This is a genomic window from Curvibacter sp. GW821-FHT01G03 (genome assembly GCF_059422285.1).
Window position 1 is genome coordinate 227,756 of record NZ_JBWKWP010000009.1, and the last position, 18,430, is coordinate 246,185.

Sequence of the window (18,430 nt, forward strand, 5' to 3'; positions counted from 1 at the left end):
CAAGGAACCACATGCCCGGACTTCTCGATTTTCTCGACACCCCTGATGGCCGTCTTGGCCTGGGTCTTCTTGCTGCAGCTGGCCCCACGCGTCAACCGACCAGCGTCGGCCAACGGCTATTCCAAGGTATGCAGATGGGCAAGGACATGCAGGACTCCGCCGACGAAGCCGCATGGAAGAAGACACAGCGCGCACGCCAAGAACAAGCTTGGTCGGATCAGGACCAAATCAACGGATTGGCGAAGCAGTTCTACAACCCCGCCAAGCCTGCACTGGCTCCGCTGATGGGTGATTCGCTGTTGCCTCAGGACTTGCAAACGGGCATCCTGCCCAGCGCCGGCCGACCTGGGGCCCCTGCATCATTCGACATGCGAGGCTTTGCGAATGCCGCCGCAGGCATTAACCCGAGCCTGGCTGCACCCTACTTAGCGGCCATCCAGAAGGACAACCCCATCAGCAAGGTTGATCCTGAAAAGTTCACCCCCGGCAGCCTGCAGCGCTTTCATCAGACCAACAACTTCAGCGATCTGCAACCGGTTACCCAACTGAGCAACGTTGACGGGACTCTGGTAGATCTGCGAGACGCCGGAAACGTGAACCGAACGATCAACGATGTGAACCAACCGTTCATGCGCGGCAGCAATGGGCAGCCGGTCCCGAATATGGCCTATCAACAGTTCGCCATGGGAAAGGCACGGGCAGGTGCGCCAAACACCTCGGTGAGCATCGCAGGCCCCGAGAACCAATACAACAAGGACATTGGTGCTGGTCTGGCAAAGGATGGCTTGGATCTGGTTTCCCAGGCCCGTCAGGCTCCTGATGTGGTTCGGAATGCCCAGATGATCCGGGATGCTCTGCAAAACGGGGCTATCACTGGCACAGGCGCAAAGGCCCGGCTCGCGATTGAGCAGGCCATGGCCACGGCAGGCTTGACCGGCGAAGGGCGAGCAGCAAACACCCAGGCGCTGATTTCAGGGCTGGCAAATACGACCCTTGCAGGCGTGAAGGCCTCTGGCCTGGGCGCAGGGAATGGGTTCACCGACAAGGACCGCGATTTTCTGGAAGCTGCCCGAAGCGGCACGATTGAGAACACCCCGCAGAACATCCTGCGTGTGGCCGACCTCTCGGAGCGTGCGGCAGTCATCACGCACCAAAAGGGCTCGGCGGTTCTCGGCCGGTGGAAGACCGATCCAGCCCTGCGCAACGTCGCACAAGACACCTCGATTGATCCGCTCCCATCCCGCCAGCTCAGGCCCAAGAGTGGCCAGCAGGGCCCCGGCTCCAAGTCCGTGGCTCTGGAAGATGGAACAAAGGTCATCGCCATCCGAGGCGAGGACGGAAATTACTACGTAACCCGAGGCGGCAAGCGCTACCGGGTGGAGGAATAAGCATGGCTCGACTCGTTGAAGTTTCTGACGACGCCAACACTAAGGACACCATAAGGGTTTCAAGTGGCGCACGCCTTGTCCCCGTCGATGACGAGCCCGCTGCAGTCACGGCAGGACGTTCATTGAACAACTCGATGGGGGCCCTTCCTCGCCAACTTGGACTCACTGCCCGATATGCGCTGGAAGGCCCCGCCGAAGCACTCCAAGTGATCACCGAGCCCATCCGGCAGCACGTCACCGACCCGATTGCCCGCTTCTTCGGTGGACAGTCCGGCCGTCCGCTGGGGCAAGAGGCAACCCGCCTGGCTGATGCCATTGGGCTGCCAAAACCGGAAGGGGCGAATGAAAGGGTTGTTGGAGACGCCGCCCGCCTGATGGCTGGCTCCGTGGCTGGCAGCGGTTTGGTCAGCGGTGCCGGTCGATTGGCCGGGAGTGTCGCGCAGAGCTTGCCGAATGCGGCACCCGCCATGCTCCGGGCTCGATTGGTTGCGGCTGAGCCTGCACTGCAAGAGGCTGGGGCTGTAACGGCGCCCTTGCTGACCGCATCGGCTGGGGCTGGGCTGGCGTCCGGTGCCTCGCGAGAGGCTGGTGGCTCTGAATGGGGACAGGCAGGCGCAGCAGCGCTCGGGGCGTTGGCCGGTGGTGCGGTGCCCAGCTTGGCCGGGAAAGCCGCCCAGATGGGGCGCGGTGTTCTCAACGCCGGCATGAGTACCCAAGAAATGGATGCGCGAATCAGCGCTGCACTGGGCCGGGCCGGTATGGAATATGACCAGGTGCCGGAGCGAGTCCGTCAGGGGCTGCGTCAAGAACTTGGATCGGCCTTGAAGACAGGACAGGACCTTTCCGGGGACGCTGTACGCCGCCTGGCTGAGTTCAAGATGGTCGGTGTCACTCCGACCCGGGGCATGATCACCCAAGATCCCGTGCAGATCACCCGAGAGCGCAACCTGGCCAAGATGGGGGCGAACTCCATGGATGGCAGCTTGCACAGCCTTGCTCAGTTGGAGAACACCAACAACCGTGCTCTGATCCAGGGCCTGAACCAGGCAGGAGCAGATCGGGGTGATCCCTTCCGGGCTGGAGAACAGGTCATCGGTGCGATCCAGGGGCGCGACCAAGCCTGGAAACAAGCCGTATCGGGCCTCTACAACCAGGCCAGGGCAATGCCTGGGGGTGACGTGCCCCTGAACCGCGCAGAGGTTGTGAATGCCGTTTATGACCGCCTGAGCCGGGAAAACAAGCTGCACTTCCTGCCCGAGGGCATCAGCAACATGCTGGACACCATCAGCCAAGGGCAGATTACGCGGAACGGTCAGACCTTCCATGTGCCATTCACGGCCAACACTCTGGACAACTTGCTAACCGACATCGCGACGGCCCAACGAGGGACCTCGGACGGCAACGTCAAAGCAGCACTGAAGCTGGCCCGAGATGCAATTGGCGAGGTGGGCATCAAGCCGCTCAAGTCAGAAATGGGCGGTAGCCAGGTGGTCAACCAAGCCACTGCGGATGCGCTGAAGGCTGCCGACGGTTCGGCCGGCCAGTTCATGGACGCACTGAACCAAGCACGCAGCGAGGCCGCAAAGCGCTTCTCCTGGCAGGAAAGTGCGAAGCCCATTGAGGCCGCTCTGGGTGGTGGTCAGCCTGACAAGTTCGTGCAGAGGTTCGTGGTCAACGGGAGCTTGGCTGATGCCAAAGCCATTGCCGACAACGCCCCCAAAGCCCAGATCCGAGAGGCAATCCTGGCGCACCTGAAGGCAGACGCCTTGAGTGGAAAAGCCGATGAGGTTGGGAACTTCAGCGCTTCGGCATTCAACCGCTCGATGCAGAAGATCGGGGATCGCAAGCTGTCCTTGTTCTTCACCCCTGAGGAACTGGGCCGGCTGAAGATGACCGGCCGTGTCTCTGCCCTGGCCCAGAACCAGCCGGCAGGATCAGCGGTGAACAACAGCAACTCCGGTGCGTTGCTCCTGGGGCGCGGGTTGGATCTGCTGGACAAGATGCCGATTGCCGGCCCCATGTTGAGCCCTGCGCTTCGAAACATCGACATCGCCATGCGGAGCAGCCGGGCGATGAACCTGACGCCCGGTCTGGTCAAAACAAACCAGATGGTCCCGGCAACAAGTGGGCTGCTCGGGCCGTCGATGTACGAGGTTGGGTTGCTCTCTGAGCACCGCTAAGGCACTGATTGAGCAGGAAGAAAGCAGAAACGATGACTGGGAAAAGAAAGCCTCAGCAATGGGTCCCTGGGCAGTCCGGTAACCCCGCAGGACGTCCTAAGGGGGCTGGAAAGATCGGTGAATGGCGTGCAGCCCTGGCGGAGCACGTCCCCGACATCATGAAAAAGCTGGTCGAGCAGGCAAAGGCCGGTGACCCGGTTGCCGCCCGCCTGATCCTTGAGCGCGCATTGCCCGCTGTGAAGCCCGTAGAACAGCCTGTGAGTCTCGATCTGCCAGAAGGAAGCCTCACGGACCAGGGACGGGCGTTATTGGCTTCTGTGGCCTCTGGTGTCCTCTCGCCTGGACAGGGAGCCCAGCTCATGACGGCACTGGGAAGCCTCAGCAAGATCGCAGAAATTGACGAACTCGCGGCCCGGATCGCCGCATTGGAGAAGCACCATGAACGCACTGCTTAAACGGATTGAGGCCCTGGAGTTTCGAGCAGGCGGGGTCAACGACAGCGAACCGATGTTTGTTCACCTGGTCGCAATGGATGCTGATGAGAATTCCGAGATCACGAGGATATGGCAGGGCGATCGTTCATGGGATCGCCTGCCCGATGAGTCCGAAGAGGCATTCAAGTCCCGGGCCATCTCCGAAACAACCCAAGCACCGAACTGCGTGAAGGTGTTGATGGCGAGCTAATGAAGCCGTCCGGCACTTCCGAACGTGCCTAGTGCTTCAAATGAGGCTAGGCTTTCCCTTAGATGCATCGGCCTTCGGTCGTTTTCCTCTACTTGAACGTCTTGGGATTGACCCGTCGCATGTGATCCTCATGCTGATTGCAGAGGTCCATTACCGTTGTCCATTCATTTATTTCAAAAGCTCGATTGAGGGTCCCGTCAAGTCGAATCAAGTCAAAAGTTATAAAACCAGCTGGAAACGGCCCTTCACACACTATCTCTGCGTTTTGGTTTGGTTTTAGTCGGACTTTCGATTTGACCTCAGCAGCCTTCCAGGTGGAGGCCAGGACAGATTTAAGTGGATTATGCTTCGCCTTCGGATCATTAATTTCCACCAAAGCCTTTTGCGTGTTGTAACCGGCCATTGATTGAGCACACGCCAAAGCAAGCACTCCCGCGATTATAATTTTCATATATCCCTCCAAGTTAAGAAAAAGTGTACCATCCGGCAGCATATATCGAGCATGTAGCTCACCTTAAAATCATTAAAGCCCGAGTGATTTTTGGGTATAAATATTTCTCCGCACTATTTTAATTCTACTGACCTCATTAGTTTCAAGGCGCAAGCGCCTATCGATAAAACTGTTTCGTCAGACCTAACCCTCACTACATCATCACCAACAACCTTTGTTTCTGAAACTTTTGCATCGATTTCGGCAATTAAGTCTTGGGATTTAGATGCTCGATTGAAACCGACTTCGAGCATTCCTATTTCAAGGAGGCCCTTCCATGCAGCCAAGACTTCTTGACTGATTGGGTACACAAACATGGCATAGCCTGGCGTGTCTGATGCAATTCGCAATAAAGGTTTTGCGAGGTCGCCATTCCTAGCAGCAATGTACGCGCTCGTTGGCGCCCAAGTGGGCCCAGCGTCCAAGGTTGCAAGATCGAGATGTTGAACGCCAACTTTCAAGACAAACCTTAGCGTGTCAGTCTCTTTCCTGAGCATCAAAGCGCCCGTTGCACGGTAAAACCCAGCTTTGCTCGTCGTGTTGTCTCGACCAATGACAGAAAAGTCGAAGCCACAGCCTTTCAAGTCACCCGCGACACTCGACTTTTGGAAGTTGGCATACAGCGTACCGACAAACTTGTTGGCCAGGTCCGCGGTGCTCTGCGCCTGGGCAATTGTGGCCATGAGCAGTCCAGCGAGCGGGATCCACTTCATACATCCTCCCCTTCACAACCAAACATCAACATGCACGCGGGGCATGAGTGCCCTCTCGTAGTGCCTCTCTGATGCTACAGAACAAATCGCGACATCGACAGAGTCCGGCCTCTGAGCAGCGAAGACCCAAGTTTAAAAAGGGCCTTGCAATTTATTGATTTGGAATTACCATATCAAACATGGACAACAAACAAACATCACGCGGCGGTGCCGGCAGAGGACAGGGGCGAAAGCCACTTGTGGACGGTTCGCCCATGGTGCCGGTGTCACTCAAGATGACCGCAGATCAAAAGGAAAAGCTTGCCCGATTGGGCGGCGCGCCTTGGGTCCGGGGTCAGATTGATCAGGCACCGGAACCGGTTGATCCATCGCCAACCCCGAAGGCGGAATAGAGGGGAATTCAGACGGCGGCAAAGATGATTGGACCCATCAATGCCACCTGACCAAGCATCACTGAACAGGAGTGACTATGGCTGCTGCCAATTTTATCTGCTCGCCCCAAAAGGGCATCATCGACCCGGTGCAATTGCACCTCCAGGCGGTCAACGCTCTGTCCCGCTGCTTGTATGAGTTGCGAAATCAGGAAACCAGCTATGACCGTGCGTCTGGTCATGCCTCCTACGCACTTGATCTGGTGCGTACCCTGAACCAACTCACTCAAGGGGCTAAGGCATGAGCATGCAAACCACTGCTGAGAATCTGGACAACACGGCAGGCCGCCTGATGACCATGAGCCAACAATTGAAGTTGCTCGCATTCGCGGCCGAGGCCCGGCGCACTCTTGAGGGAATCAATGACTTGACCCGTCTTGTTCCGGAATTGGAGGGAACTCTTGCTGGCGGGGTTACGGCGTGGAAATGCTGGAGTGGATTCGAAGACGTGTCGGGCTCGCTTCTTCAGTCATTGGCGCACGAAGCTGAGGAGCTTTTCAACTTGGTTGATGACGCCACAGCAGGTGTGAGAGCCCAAGCAGCCAAGGCCGCCAGCCGGAGCAGAGCGCAATGACCACCGACGTACAACCTGGCCCCGAGCGGGTCGGCATCGCACTTGATGCGGTCTACCAAACCGAAGCTATCGTGAATGCACTGGAGGCTCTTGCGAAAGATTACGACCCGTCAGCCATGCCTCTATTGCTGGTGAGCATGTGCAAGCGCATCGGTGACTTGAACGGCGTGATCATGTCGGCACTTGGGGATGAAATGATCACCACCAATCAGATGCGGTCAACCCTCGGTAACGTCTGATTCCTCGCTACGCCGAACGACCCCTCAGGCATACGCAGGAGGGGCTCATTGCATTTTTTGTGGGTAGTGCCCCGACTGATCGTCCCGAGCGTTACCCGGCAGAGCTGATCACCGATCCAGCTCCCAGGCCACAACATCACTCAAGAGGAATTTCCCATCCTTCCCAGGGCGAGGGAAGTGAACATCGTCCTTGAGTCGATTCCAGATGGTTTGCCGTGACACCCCCATGCGTTCTGCCAACTGATCCCTTGTGAGTCGTGCACCCATCAGAGTGGAAAGCTGATTGAAGGCTTTGGCCAGGGTGTCGATTCGATTCAGAAGTTCTACCTCGTTCATGTCTTTCTCCAAAGAATGCCCCATCTGGGGCGCACCGTTGAATAGGTGACATCCGTCCTTCGGACGTCACTGAACGCGCCCAACGTACTGCGCGTGCAACTTGAGATTTGGTGATGTGGCCGAACGGTAGGCATGCTGCTATCGTGAGCATTGGCGCAGTGAACGTCTACCCATTAACCAATGGGTGTGGGTTGATGCGCTCGTCCATCGCCAAGTAGTAGGTCGCTCTTTTGGAGGTCTGCATGAATACGGGCCTGGATTGGCATTGTTCGTTCTAGTCTGCCTGGTCCGGTTCGGGCACTGCGCAACGAACTCCGAACAGAGATCGCTCAGGCAACTCCTCCGGGATGGTCGGCACTGCTGTCCTGAATGGGCGTTGTTTGGCTCCTAGGGGTGTGAGGTTCTGGAGGTGTAGGCCAGCCGCGCCTGTTCGGGGACGCGCACGCCTTGCTGCGCCGCCTCATGGCCTGTGCCTTGGGCATCCAGGGCATCGCTGTGCCTCCATTGCTTGGGTGGCCCTGACGCCTCGGTTCAGCCCGGAGCTGCGTATTCGACATGTTTGTTCGCACAGCAGGTGATAAATTCCAACCCATAAAGACAACATGTCACTTAGGGAGGGCAATGAAACATCTGGTTCTACTTTCGCTGTCGCTGTCGCTCGTCACCGGCTGCCAGACCATGCAGGGGACGACCTCTGCGCCCCAACCGCGTTCGGTTAATCCATCAGCTGCCTGTTACGGGACCTTCGACACCAACCCGAGATTTGCCGTGCTGCTACCCCGCCTTGGCTCACTCTCGCGCTATGACCGCGCCACCGTTGAGATGATGGCCAGCAAAGACCTACCGACCCCGGAGGAGAAGGAGGCGCTGCGCCAATGGGGCTTTGCCCGGCAACTGTGTGCCCAATCAGGAGAGAAGTTCATGGCTGCGGCTCCACAGTGGGCACAAAACGCGGTGGCTAAATCGAACGCTGGCCTGCTGCTCGCCATCGCCAAGCTCTATGGGGGCGACTTCAATTACGGACAGTTCATTGCCGAGCGGACCAGGCTGAGTCAGGAAGCCCGGGCCACGGCTGAGGTGAATCAGCGGCAAGACGCCCAGCAGAACATCGTCGCCCAACGCCTGGAGGAGGAGCGGAGACGCAACGCTCAGGCGGAGACCGATCGTGCCTTGCTGATGTTGCAGGCCGCCCAGCCGGTGCCCAGGGCCCCAGTCAATTGCACCTCGCAACAGCTCGGAAACACAATTCAAACTAATTGCAATTGAGGAATCTGATGGACTTGGAACAGCGTGTTCCCCGGCTGGCCACTGAACCGCTATCGAACCAAGGGCAGCACTGGGCGCCTTTTTAGGGACCCTGTGAATTGATTGGAAATCAACTCGGATCAGTTTCCACAAGGATTCACCCGGCCAAGTGCCAGGTTTCCTATTGGTGCCTCTCAACCCTTGTGACTGGCGCACTTCCCATTGTCTTTGCGGTACCCAGGCCCACCGCGTGAGCCGCAACCCCGGCGACCACCACGAGCCTCTGCCTGAGTTGCGAGTGCGGCAAGCAGAACGGCCAGCAAGCCACCACCAATTTGTCTGCGCTTCATTGCTTGATCCCTTCCTTGCCGGTGTAGGGGGTCACATTGCCTATGTGTGAGCAGTTGTTCTGTTGGGCCTGTTGTTTGACATGCCGCCCTAGACGGGAAGTGCTTTCTAGAAGTTGCCTAACGACGTGTATGCGCGTATCCTGTCAAGGACCGGCTCGTTGCCGATGGGTGTTGCTTTTGTCAAGCCCTCGAATTTTGATGATTCCATAACGCGTGCTAAGATAGAGGGCTTTGCTTCTTTTGGGGGCGATTTGCGTTCCAATTCGAGGCTTAGGCACGTTGCGCTTGCGTTATGGTGATGCACATACCGTTGTAAGGAGTTTTTATGACAAACACTAACCTTCTGATCGGCGCTGCCGTTTGCACGCCGTCACCTACCGCGCGTGTTGATGTTCATTCCGTTGCTGGAGTGTCCAGGGCCGGCGGAGTGTGGTTGAGTGACGTGCATTTTACTTCGGTGGTAAATCCTGCGCCCAATGCCTCGCCTGTCTACACGCCATCTTCAAGAACTGTACGCATTGAGTTACACAGCTCTTAAAAGACCAGGATCTTCTAATGTACGCACCCACTGGGTGCGTTTTTTTGTTCCCTTTGATTTTCGAATTAACTGTCGTTTGAAGGTTTTTTAAATATGCCTTCTATTAATGAAGCGGACTCTGTCTAATATTTCTTTACTCCTGTGTGACTATGTAGTCAGCCCAGCTGACATGAAGTGTACGAGTGAAGATTTTTAAATCAAGCTCGCATGCTCGCCCGTCGATATAATGGGCTATACATGGTGGATTGGGCGATTCAAGATCCTGTAATGAAAAAGTGCCGCCTTCCCTAATGCCGACAGCGTCTGCTGTAGCTACGTCACGAACAATGCAGGGAATATATTTCGCGCCTCGTTTTCCAAATGCGACAGCTCTGTGGTAGCCGTTGTGTAAATAGCACTTACCATTAAATCTGACCACATGTGAAAACGGTAGGCCTAGCCCGATTTGCATTCCGGCAAATTGTCCATGCATAAAACCATATTGCTGCATCTGCAAGTTGAGGCTTCTTGATGTAATCATCATGGAGCCGGGCGAGTTTGAGATTGCTAGACTTTCTGTTGCAGGATTGAGTGGCAGACAGGTATTTAGTAATTCGGTGAGTGATGGGACGCCGTTAGTTCCATTATTGTGGTGCTCTGATCGATTGATATCGACGGTTGGCTGGAAGGCAAGTAGCTTCTCAATTTCCACCATTTGGTATGTAGCACCTAACAGCGAACTTTGTAGTGCGGGTTGCACCCATTGTTGATTTAGTAGGTTCGCTACATGCGTTGTCGCTTCGGGTGGCAAAGCTTGAATATCGGGCAGTCCAGCGTTCTGAACTGGCGTAGAAAGTTTGGCGGCGGCATTGTGCCAAATGGTTCTTTTTGCATCATGGCTCTGATCGGAAAGAACGCAAGCTGCCGTTAAATGATTAATGCCGCGATTCTCATCGAAAAATCCAAGTAATGAAAGTCCTGGTGTCGGCATTGTTTGATCTCCAACCTCATGTGTCAAACTTATATCTTAACGCTGAATTTTGTCGAATCCAGCATTAGGGCTTGGTCATAGGTTGCAGACGACTTGGATGGTGAGTTTGGGTTGTGATCGAAGACGGGCTATGGATAGCATGGGCCGCCGCCTCGTAGGTAGATCTGTTTGCAGTACCGACCACGCCCATCCCCGTGCCCCAAGTCTAGCGATAGGCGGGTCAATGTTTCATTTTCATCACCGCTGATGTCTCTCAGTTTTGAGTACTGCTCTTGAGCCCAGGTATACCGAAGTGCGTGAGGTGCTTCGGCACCCTTGAAGCCAACTCTCGCCATCTCTCTCGAGTAGGCCTTTACCGCGCCCTCAAGGCTGGTGGATTCAATCAGGGAGCCCTCGTGTGTCTTCGCAATGGCTAAGGCCTTTGCAATGGATCTTGCCGCGTTAAGCGTTGATTCCTGGCACACAAACACCACCCTGCGTGGCTTTCCGCCCTTCGTTCCGGTTGAGACGCTGAGGTGGCCATATTCGGCAAGCTCCCTGGCCCAACTTGCGAGCGATCCGCCCGAGCGTATGGCCTCCAGAGTGCGCAACCCTATGTTGAGTTGAAGTTGTGCAGCTTCTCTGAAACCAGGCCGCAGGAGTGCGATTCGGCGTTCTGCTTCAATCCTTTCAACGGCAATGTGAGTTCCGTTCCTGCTTGCTCCGGCGAGTCCAAGCGCTGCGTTCGAAATGCGGGCGTCGTGTGAAAACTTCTCGCGGCCAACTTCCCTCAGTGCACAGCGGAGATGAGCCATGAGGTTTTGTCCTGAGCGTTGGCTAAGGCCCTTCCCAAGCATGTGCGCCATGAGCCTTTCTACGTGCTCAACCTTCACCCCCGCAAACGAAGTGAGTTGAATGTTCAGCTGCGTTTTGAACGTTGATTTGATTGAGTGCAGAGCAGCGTCCCGTGCAACTTTGGTCAGCGTGGATCCGCCTGCATTGCGGACAATCCTTGCAATTTCGTCGTTCGTCATGTGCCTTTGAACCTGTGATGAAAAACAGCCAAGCGGGGGAGGTGCTACAGACCGATCAAATTGATGACCGGCAAAAATGCAGCTACCTCCCCCTGGGTGTGTTGAGGTTCATGGGGCTCATCAGACGCGCCTAAGCACGCTGCCAACCTAATCGGTTGGTGGACTCCCTGCCAGGGCCTGGCTAGGGCTCTGGAACTGCATCATGGATTGAAATTGGCAGCGTCACTTGGACAGACGCTTTGGAGTTCGGCGCGGGTGCTCGTGCTCAGGCTTTTTTCAAATGGCGTCACTACGACATCCGATAGGGCGCGGGAGCGCAAAAATTCCAGGTGGCAGGCCGTGCGGAGATGAGGCGCGATTGCGCAATGCAGTTCCGATCAGTCGTCGGAACCGTGATGGGGAATGGTCGGCGACAACTCACCCAGTCAAGGGAGGTGGCGCAACATCAAGGCCTAAAAGGGCAGGGCAGGAGGACCATAAGGCCACCCTAATGAAAGGCGGGACGGGCCCGCAACTCGCCGATTTGGCGTAGTGATCGAATCCTAACTGCTGCTCCGAGATGAGGCAAGAAACATGGATTGACTGTTTGAGCGCCGCCTCCTCCTCATGATCGAGTCTTACCCCGCGACTGCTTCTGATGATCGGGGTATGTCACCTCCACTTCTCCGCGACCTTGCGAAGCAACTCGAGTTCGTCAACGATTGGATCGCGTTCGCCTTCACTACCGATGAAAGGCCGGAGGTCGATACGATGGCTCTCAGTTACCGTTTTGTCGGCGAAACGGTAGGTTGCCGTGACCGAAAATTGTTGAGGGAGAAGTGAGGCCTCTGCGTCGTGCGCAAAGATGACGAAGCCTTGAGCCAACGCGAAGATGAGATTCCCACCTGGCGGGAGGCTTTGTATTTCATCTGTAAACGCTGGTTTGGTGCGTAGGTTGTGATCGGCTCGGTTCTTTTCCCCAAATTGAAAAAAGTCTTTGTCCATGGATAACCGCAGTTTTTCCGCGCTAGTTCGACCGGTGTTCTCGATGCGTAGATATAGGACCGTTGTGTGGGGTCTTACAAACGGAGAAATGCTGACGTATGGCCTTAACATTGCCTCGGATTGCTCGCGAACTGCTTGCACAGATGCTTCGCTCGCCTTTGCCATTTTGTGAGTTAGATATACGTAAATTCCCGTGATGATGACAAGAATGGCCGTGAGGTAGTCGCTGATTGTCATGGTTGCGTCCTGATGGCTGAGCAAACGGGGGCAAAAATTTCATGGTGCTTTGCCCTGGTGAAGTTTTAGGAATTTATACGGAGTTGGATAAGAAATAAGTTGTGCTAGTGCCACGTTTCGATTTGAGCAATGTGCCGAGAGTACATTTGGTAAAACTATGCAGCATCTACTAAATATTGTTGGAACTGGTCATCACTATCAATTTTGAGTAGGGGCCAAGTATGGTGCCTATGCCTGCACCAGCGAAGACCATTCTAGATTTAAGGCCATGTTGAGTGAGCTTGCCATGTTAATTGGCGCTGACGCTATTGCAGAGGAACTCAGCGAGCAAGCGATGAGTGAGGTCGAATGCACAGCTTCCGTTCCTCAGTTGGTTGCAAATGAACTCAATCTTAGCCACCTCTTTTGTGATCCCAATAGGGCAGAGCGTCAACAACTCGGAATTTATGATGACAACTCCATCCAAGTTGCTCAATTTCCGAAAATTCTTGATGAGCCTACTGTTAAGAGTCGCATTGCAGAGAGTTGGAGCCGTCGCGAGAACGAGTGGATACGACGCCTTCGTGGGCTGGAGGCGTCGAGATTAATTTTTATTTGCGGATCAGAGCACTTAACCACCTTTGTTCCGCTTGCGCTTCAGAATGGCTTTGATGTGTCTGTCGTACACAAAAATTGGCAGGCATAGCCTACGCCGCGACCTGGCAGTCCATGGCACACTAAATCTCGTTCAGTCGTCTCAGAAGGTGGCCGAAAAGGTCTGAACACATGCGGCGGGGCGCTTCGTTGTTGTGTTTTGGAGTCTTGCGACGTGGGGCAAATGTCTGCACGGCCACACTAGCTTGATGGGGTCGGGCCACGGCCACAATTCCGAAACCGGGTATGAAACCGGGTATAAATTTCAAGGAAATAGGTCAGATGCTATACAGAGCAAGGCTTTTATGAGACTATGGCGGTTCAACGTCTGATCCCGTTCCCCACGGACTGACCACGAAGCCGCACCCTGGTGCGGCTTTGTCGTTTTCAGGGGACGCCCGGGTGAGCGGCTTGGCAAGACCGGTCGCTGACAGGGCATTCTTTGCACCGTCTGATCTGCCCACACCATGAGCCCTTCTTTGCCCGACCTCACCCTCATCATCCCCACCTTCCGCCGCGAGGGCTTGCTGCTGGAGGCTTTGCACAGCGCGCTGGCGGTGCCGGGGCTGGCCCTGGAGGTGCTGGTCATCGACGACAGCCCCGAGGGTGGAGCTCGGGCTGTGGTTCAGGCCCTGGGGGATCCCCGGGTGCAGTACCTGCAGCAGGTGCCACCCAGTGGAGGCCGTCCGGCGGTGTTGCGCAATCGGGGGGCTCAACTTGCCCGGGGACGGCTGTTGTATTTCCTGGACGACGACGATCACGCCATCCCGGAGGCCCTCGCTGAGGCCTGCAGGCGTCTCGATGGCACTGCTTGCGGGGTGGCGATCGGTTTGCCCCGGCCTTTTGGGGCGGTGCCTGCCCGGGTCGAAGAGGAGCGCCGCTATTTCGAAGGGGCCGCTCGTTTCCTGGCTCGTCACCCCTCACGTTGGGCGGTGACCGCGCGACTGCTCTTCGGTCATGCCCTGGTGGTTTGCAGTACCTATGTCGTCCGCCGTGATGCCTTTCTGGCCGTGGGCGGCTTCCTCACCGACATGGCGGTCTACGAAGACATCGACCTGTGCATGCGCGTGGTACGCCAGGCCGGGCATCTGCACCTCGGGCAGGCCATTGTGGAGCGACGGGTGGGCGGCCCCAGCCTGATCAGTCAATCGACCCAGGCCCAGATGCTCGATGCCTATCGCCTGTCGCAGGCGCACTACCGCAGCCAGCGTGGGCCGATTGAAACCCTGGCCCTCAAGCTCTTGAACCGTGGCCTGGCCTGAGGCGTCGGGGCACGGTGATCAGCGAAGGGTGATCGACGCAAAGGCCGCTTGGCTGGTGTTTCGAGGGGCAAAGGCCGATAATTCGGTCAAATTAACCGGCTGTCCGCTGCGAATTCGCCATGAACGCCATCAACTCTTCTACCCCCAACGGCTTGCTTGCGGCCCAATCGGCGTCACTCACGCGGCTGCAGTCGCTGGGGCAGAAGCTGTCGTCGGGCCGGGCGATCAACTCGGCGCTGGACAACGCAGCCGGCCTGGCCCAGTCCAGTTCCTTCAGTGTTCAGCTGTCGAGCACGGCCGTGGCCATGCAGGGCTTGCAGGATGGCAGCTCTCTGTTGCAGACCGCGTCCGGGGCCTTGGGTGAGGTCAGTTCCAACCTGCAGCAGCTCAATGATCTGGCCGTGCAGGCCGGCAACGGCAGCCTGTCGGCCAGCGACCGGCAGGCCCTGCAGGCGCAAGCCAGCCAGCTCACCCAGAACCTCAACCAGATTTCGGGCAACACCCAGTTCAATGGCCAGAACCTGCTGGACGGCAGTTTCAGCGCCAGCCTGCAGACGGGCCCCAATGCGGGCGACACGCAGAGCCTGAGCCTGGGCAGTGTGTCGGCCAATGCCCTGGGGGTGGGTGGCATCGACCTCACCAGCAGCAGCGGGCAGGCCAGCGCCATGCAGGCCATCGGCCAGGCGCTGCAACAGGTGAATGACCAGCAGGCGGGGGTGGGGGCGTCGCAGTCCGGGCTGCAGGCCAATTTCGATCAGCTCAGTGCGCAGTCCGGGGCCTTGGCGTCGTCAAATGCCAGCCTCAGCGATGCCGACCTGGCCCAGTCTGCCTCCAGTTTTTCTCAGGAGCAGGTGCGCCAGACGGCTGCCACCCGCATGCTGTCGCTGTACCAGTCGATGCAGAAGGACACGCTCAGCCTGCTGCCCAAGTGAGGGGGCTGCCCGGGGGCTTTCAATCCTGGTCGCCCGCGCTCAGGGCGCCTTCCACCAGCACCTGATGGATCAGGCGCCGGTCCAGGGCCAGCCAGATCAGGATCGGGGCCAGCGTGGGCAGCAGCAAGAAACCAATCTGGTAGGCCGCGCCGATCAGGTTGACGTCGAAGGCATCGAACCGAGTCTGGCTGCGAGTGGCCTCACCGGCCTGCACCGCCACCTGCAGCAGCCAGGTGAAGCACACCCCCCAGGCCTGAAAGGGCAGCAGGGCGACTGCACCGGCCGGGATCTTCCACCACCAGCCCTTGGCCCGCACGGCCAGGAACAGCGCGGCCAGCAAGGGGATGCCATAGGCGTAGGTGAGCACGTTGGCCTCGGGGGCCACATCGGCCAGGCGCCCGCCGGGCATCTTCACACTGAGGCCGGTCAGCAGCACCTGCTGGGTGCCATGCAGTTCAGAGCCCTGGGCCCAGAACGGAAACACGGCCTTCATGGCCCATTCGGCCAGCCAGGCCGGGGCCACGGCCACGTAATTGCGCCCCAGGTACCACAGCGCCAGGCAGGGGATCAGCCACAGCAGGGCGCGCAGAAAAAAGCCGCTGATGACGCTGTGCGAAGCCCGCTTCATGAGGCGGCCCCGGTAGCGGTCCCGGCATGGGCCTGCAGGTGTTCACGGCGGAAATCCTGGCGTGCCACCCAGCGCATCCAGACCAGCCAGACCACCACCACGTCAAGCATGATCAGGGCCTGCCACAGGTAAAGGTGGGCAAATTCGAAGGCCTGGGCGTTCCAGCCTGCCAAGTAGAACAGGGTGATGATGCGCACCAGGTTCACCATCTGGATGGCGACAAAACCGATCCCGATGCCCACCAGCTTGTAGCGCCAGCGGGCCGGGTACGCCGTGAGGGCCGCCAGCAGGATCAGGCAGGCTTCGACACCGTTGCAGCCGGCTTCGATGGACACGCCCATGCCCGTCTTGGCGTTTTGCAGCACCTTGCCGTACGAGACCACATTGGCGTCCACCGCCTGCACCAGAAAGGCGCTGGCCGAGGCCAGAAAGGTTGTCCAGGGCACGATCAGCCACTGTTGGATCGGCGGGGTCAACTCACCCACGAACAAGACCACCAGCAACACCAGGAAGATCGAGAAGAAACGCAGCATGGACAGGTCGCTCTTGAAGGGGGGTGTGAGTTCAGTTCAAGCCGGCACTGTAACTCAGACGCCTGCCCCTGGCCGGTGCTTGCGATCAGCCTGGAAACAGTTTCATCAGCACCGTGGTCATGGCCAGATAACGCAGGCCCTTGCCCAGCAGCATCCAGCCCACGCAGGGCCAGAACGGCAGGCGCAGCCAGCCGGCCACGGCACACAGCGGGTCGCCCAGCAAAGGCAGCCAGCTCAGCAGACAGGCCTTGGGCCCCAGGCGCTGCAGCCAGCCCAGCACGCGCAGGTGGTGGGGGGAGCGGTGATAGTGGTCGGCCACCCGATGGGCGCCATAGCCCATCCACCAGTCCAGCGCGCCACCCAGGGTGTTGCCCAGGGTGGCCACCGCGATGGCGGGCCAGAACAGCTCGGGGTTGAGCTTGAGCAGGCCGAACAGGGCCGGCTCCGAGCCCAGGGGCAGCAAGGTGGCCGAGATGAACGACACCACAAACAAGGTGCCCAGGCCGTATTGGGGCAGGGCCAGAAGGGCGAGCAGAGAGTCGAGCCAGGCTTGCATGGGGCCCAGTATAGGCAGGCGCCGCGTGCGCCAGATCGACAGCCGGCAAGCTCACGGAGCGCGCATTTCAATTGCTGAAATTTTGAGCAGCTACAATCGTGCCTCATTTTTCAGCATGCCGTTGCCGACGGCCCCCATTTCCCCTCCACCCATCCCCCCTGCTTGACCCATGCAGATCGGACACCTGTCGCTTGAAAATACGCTGTTTGTCGCCCCCATGGCGGGGGTGACGGACCGGCCTTTCCGTCAGTTGTGCAAATCGCTGGGGGCCGGCTATGCGGTGAGTGAGATGGTCACCTCGCGCCGTGATTTGTGGAACTCCCTGAAGACGTCCCGCCGCGCCAATCACGAGGGCGAGAAAGAGCCGATCGCGGTGCAGATCGCCGGCACCGAGCCCCAGATGATGGCCGATGCCGCGGTCTACAACATCGAGCGCGGTGCCCAGGTCATCGACATCAACATGGGCTGCCCGGCCAAGAAGGTGTGCAACAAATGGGCCGGTTCGGCCCTGATGCAGGACGAGGCCCTGGCCCTGTCCATCGCCGAGGCCGTGGTGCAGGCCTGCCTGCCCCACGGTGTGCCGGTCACCCTCAAGATGCGCACCGGCTGGTGCCAGACGCACAAGAATGCGGTGGTGCTGGCGCGGGCCTTCGAGTCGGCAGGCATCCAGATGTTGACCGTGCATGGCCGCACCCGTGAGCAGGGCTACAAGGGCCAGGCCGAGTACGACACCATTGCCGCCGTCAAGGCAGCGGTGCAGGTGCCTGTGGTGGCCAACGGTGACATCGACAGCCCGCACAAGGCGGCCGAGGTCCTGGCCTATACCGGTGCCGACGCCTTGATGATCGGGCGGGCGGCCCAGGGCCGCCCCTGGATCTTCCGCGAGATCGGGCACTACCTGAGCACAGGCACCCTGCTGGCCCCACCTTTGGTGGCCGAGGTGCGTCGCCTGCTGCTGGAGCACCTGCAAGACCATTACGCGCTGTACGGTGAATTCACCGGCGTGCGTTCGGCCCGCAAGCACATCGGCTGGTACGTGAAAGGCCTGCCTGACGGCGAAGCCTTCCGCACCCGCATCAATGGCCTGGAAGACAGCGCCGCCCAAACGGCGGCTGTCGCTGATTATTTCGACGCCCTGGGAGACCGCATGGAGCGCTTGCCGGACAGCCCGGCTGCCGCCCTGGCCGGCGAGGACGAAGAACCCCTGGAAACCGCTGCATGAGCAACAAGAACATTGAAGACTGTGTCCGTGACAACCTGCTGGCGTATTTTCGCGATCTGCACGGCGAAGAGCCCCATGGCATGCACGAGATGCTGATCCGCCTGGTCGAGAAACCGCTGCTGGAGGTGGTGATGGCCCAGGCCGAGCACAACCAGTCGCGCGCGGCCGAGTGGCTGGGCCTGAACCGCAACACCCTGCGCAAGAAGTTGATCGAGCACGAACTGCTCAAGTAAAGAACCCGGCCCAGCGCCCCGGCCAGAGCCGCCTCCCCCTTTTTCCTATCCAAAACTGA

Annotated in this window: 22 protein-coding genes; 13 read left to right on the forward strand and 9 right to left on the reverse strand. The window is 58.3% G+C overall.

Annotated features, from left to right (window positions below; genetic code table 11):
* Window positions 1-11: 11 nt before the first annotated feature.
* Genes AC07VS_RS15200 through AC07VS_RS15215 form a run of 4 tightly spaced genes read left to right on the forward strand, consistent with a single transcriptional unit; the run spans window position 12 to window position 4,252 of the window.
* Window positions 12-1,388 (forward strand): hypothetical protein, encoded by a 1,377-nt coding sequence (locus tag AC07VS_RS15200; protein ID WP_494751365.1) that lies wholly within the window; start codon window positions 12-14, stop codon window positions 1,386-1,388.
* A gap of 2 nt (window positions 1,389-1,390) precedes the next feature.
* Window positions 1,391-3,568 (forward strand): hypothetical protein, encoded by a 2,178-nt coding sequence (locus tag AC07VS_RS15205; protein WP_494751366.1) that lies wholly within the window; start codon window positions 1,391-1,393, stop codon window positions 3,566-3,568.
* Window positions 3,569-3,600: 32 nt separating this feature from the next.
* Window positions 3,601-4,023: a DUF5681 domain-containing protein gene (locus AC07VS_RS15210; RefSeq protein WP_494751395.1), complete on the forward strand. Its 423-nt coding sequence runs from the start codon at window positions 3,601-3,603 to the stop codon at window positions 4,021-4,023.
* On the forward strand, window positions 4,007-4,252 hold the full coding sequence (locus AC07VS_RS15215; protein ID WP_494751367.1) for a hypothetical protein: 246 nt from the start codon (window positions 4,007-4,009) through the stop codon (window positions 4,250-4,252). Before AC07VS_RS15210 ends, AC07VS_RS15215 begins: the two co-directional genes overlap by 17 nt.
* A gap of 88 nt (window positions 4,253-4,340) precedes the next feature.
* Here AC07VS_RS15215 and AC07VS_RS15220 read toward each other — a convergent pair whose 3' ends face one another.
* Window positions 4,341-4,703: a hypothetical protein gene (locus AC07VS_RS15220; RefSeq protein ID WP_494751368.1), complete on the reverse strand. Its 363-nt coding sequence runs from the start codon at window positions 4,701-4,703 to the stop codon at window positions 4,341-4,343.
* Window positions 4,704-4,816: 113 nt separating this feature from the next.
* A complete protein-coding gene (locus tag AC07VS_RS15225; RefSeq protein ID WP_494751369.1) occupies window positions 4,817-5,425 on the reverse strand; it encodes a hypothetical protein in 609 nt (202 codons plus the stop codon).
* A gap of 499 nt (window positions 5,426-5,924) precedes the next feature.
* On the opposite strand from AC07VS_RS15225, the gene AC07VS_RS15230 reads away from it, so the two are divergent.
* Genes AC07VS_RS15230 through AC07VS_RS15240 form a run of 3 tightly spaced genes read left to right on the forward strand, consistent with a single transcriptional unit; the run spans window position 5,925 to window position 6,699 of the window.
* Window positions 5,925-6,131: a hypothetical protein gene (locus AC07VS_RS15230; protein WP_494751370.1), complete on the forward strand. Its 207-nt coding sequence runs from the start codon at window positions 5,925-5,927 to the stop codon at window positions 6,129-6,131.
* A complete protein-coding gene (locus AC07VS_RS15235) occupies window positions 6,128-6,460 on the forward strand; it encodes a hypothetical protein (protein ID WP_494751371.1) in 333 nt (110 codons plus the stop codon). Before AC07VS_RS15230 ends, AC07VS_RS15235 begins: the two co-directional genes overlap by 4 nt.
* Window positions 6,457-6,699, forward strand: a complete 243-nt coding sequence (locus tag AC07VS_RS15240; RefSeq protein ID WP_494751372.1) for a hypothetical protein — start codon at window positions 6,457-6,459, stop codon at window positions 6,697-6,699. The genes AC07VS_RS15235 and AC07VS_RS15240 overlap by 4 nt, the downstream gene beginning before the upstream one ends.
* 108 nt (window positions 6,700-6,807) lie before the next feature.
* Here the strand turns inward: AC07VS_RS15240 and AC07VS_RS15245 are convergent, their stop codons facing one another.
* Complete coding sequence (locus AC07VS_RS15245) at window positions 6,808-7,035, reverse strand: helix-turn-helix transcriptional regulator (RefSeq protein ID WP_494751373.1); 228 nt, start codon at window positions 7,033-7,035, stop codon at window positions 6,808-6,810.
* A gap of 621 nt (window positions 7,036-7,656) precedes the next feature.
* On the opposite strand from AC07VS_RS15245, the gene AC07VS_RS15250 reads away from it, so the two are divergent.
* The gene (locus AC07VS_RS15250) at window positions 7,657-8,301 is read left to right on the forward strand and encodes a hypothetical protein (RefSeq protein WP_494751374.1); all 645 of its coding nucleotides are present in this window, start codon (window positions 7,657-7,659) and stop codon (window positions 8,299-8,301) included.
* 1,000 nt (window positions 8,302-9,301) lie between these two features.
* Here the strand turns inward: AC07VS_RS15250 and AC07VS_RS15255 are convergent.
* The 3 genes from AC07VS_RS15255 to AC07VS_RS15265 all read right to left on the reverse strand — a co-directional run bounded on the left by AC07VS_RS15255 (window position 9,302) and on the right by AC07VS_RS15265 (window position 12,372).
* Window positions 9,302-10,138, reverse strand: a complete 837-nt coding sequence (locus tag AC07VS_RS15255; RefSeq protein ID WP_494751375.1) for a hypothetical protein — start codon at window positions 10,136-10,138, stop codon at window positions 9,302-9,304.
* Between the two features lie 128 nt (window positions 10,139-10,266).
* The gene (locus AC07VS_RS15260) at window positions 10,267-11,151 is read right to left on the reverse strand and encodes an integrase domain-containing protein (protein ID WP_494751376.1); all 885 of its coding nucleotides are present in this window, start codon (window positions 11,149-11,151) and stop codon (window positions 10,267-10,269) included.
* Window positions 11,152-11,802: 651 nt separating this feature from the next.
* Complete coding sequence (locus AC07VS_RS15265; protein WP_494751377.1) at window positions 11,803-12,372, reverse strand: DUF8453 domain-containing protein; 570 nt, start codon at window positions 12,370-12,372, stop codon at window positions 11,803-11,805.
* A 268-nt stretch (window positions 12,373-12,640) separates the two neighbouring features.
* On the opposite strand from AC07VS_RS15265, the gene AC07VS_RS15270 reads away from it, so the two are divergent.
* The 3 genes from AC07VS_RS15270 (at window position 12,641) to AC07VS_RS15280 (ending at window position 15,199) form a co-directional block, all read left to right on the forward strand.
* Window positions 12,641-13,057: a hypothetical protein gene (locus AC07VS_RS15270; protein ID WP_494751378.1), complete on the forward strand. Its 417-nt coding sequence runs from the start codon at window positions 12,641-12,643 to the stop codon at window positions 13,055-13,057.
* A gap of 415 nt (window positions 13,058-13,472) precedes the next feature.
* Window positions 13,473-14,267, forward strand: a complete 795-nt coding sequence (locus AC07VS_RS15275) for a glycosyltransferase family 2 protein (protein ID WP_492347906.1) — start codon at window positions 13,473-13,475, stop codon at window positions 14,265-14,267.
* A 119-nt stretch (window positions 14,268-14,386) separates the two neighbouring features.
* Window positions 14,387-15,199, forward strand: a complete 813-nt coding sequence (locus AC07VS_RS15280; RefSeq protein WP_492347907.1) for a flagellin N-terminal helical domain-containing protein — start codon at window positions 14,387-14,389, stop codon at window positions 15,197-15,199.
* A gap of 19 nt (window positions 15,200-15,218) precedes the next feature.
* Here AC07VS_RS15280 and AC07VS_RS15285 read toward each other — a convergent pair whose 3' ends face one another.
* The 3 genes from AC07VS_RS15285 to AC07VS_RS15295 all read right to left on the reverse strand — a co-directional run bounded on the left by AC07VS_RS15285 (window position 15,219) and on the right by AC07VS_RS15295 (window position 16,916).
* Window positions 15,219-15,827, reverse strand: coding sequence for an exosortase H-associated membrane protein (locus tag AC07VS_RS15285; protein ID WP_492347908.1), 609 nt, complete (start codon window positions 15,825-15,827; stop codon window positions 15,219-15,221).
* On the reverse strand, window positions 15,824-16,360 hold the full coding sequence (gene xrtH / locus AC07VS_RS15290) for an exosortase H (protein ID WP_492347909.1): 537 nt from the start codon (window positions 16,358-16,360) through the stop codon (window positions 15,824-15,826). The genes AC07VS_RS15285 and xrtH overlap by 4 nt, the downstream gene beginning before the upstream one ends.
* A gap of 85 nt (window positions 16,361-16,445) precedes the next feature.
* Window positions 16,446-16,916, reverse strand: a complete 471-nt coding sequence (locus tag AC07VS_RS15295) for a YqaA family protein (protein WP_494656935.1) — start codon at window positions 16,914-16,916, stop codon at window positions 16,446-16,448.
* A gap of 169 nt (window positions 16,917-17,085) precedes the next feature.
* Between AC07VS_RS15295 and dusB the strand changes: the two genes are divergently transcribed.
* Both dusB and AC07VS_RS15305 read left to right on the forward strand, forming a co-directional pair.
* Window positions 17,086-18,138, forward strand: a complete 1,053-nt coding sequence (gene dusB / locus AC07VS_RS15300) for a tRNA dihydrouridine synthase DusB (protein WP_492347911.1) — start codon at window positions 17,086-17,088, stop codon at window positions 18,136-18,138.
* Window positions 18,135-18,371, forward strand: a complete 237-nt coding sequence (locus AC07VS_RS15305) for a Fis family transcriptional regulator (protein WP_492347912.1) — start codon at window positions 18,135-18,137, stop codon at window positions 18,369-18,371. Before dusB ends, AC07VS_RS15305 begins: the two co-directional genes overlap by 4 nt.
* The last annotated feature ends 59 nt before the right edge of the window (window positions 18,372-18,430 follow it).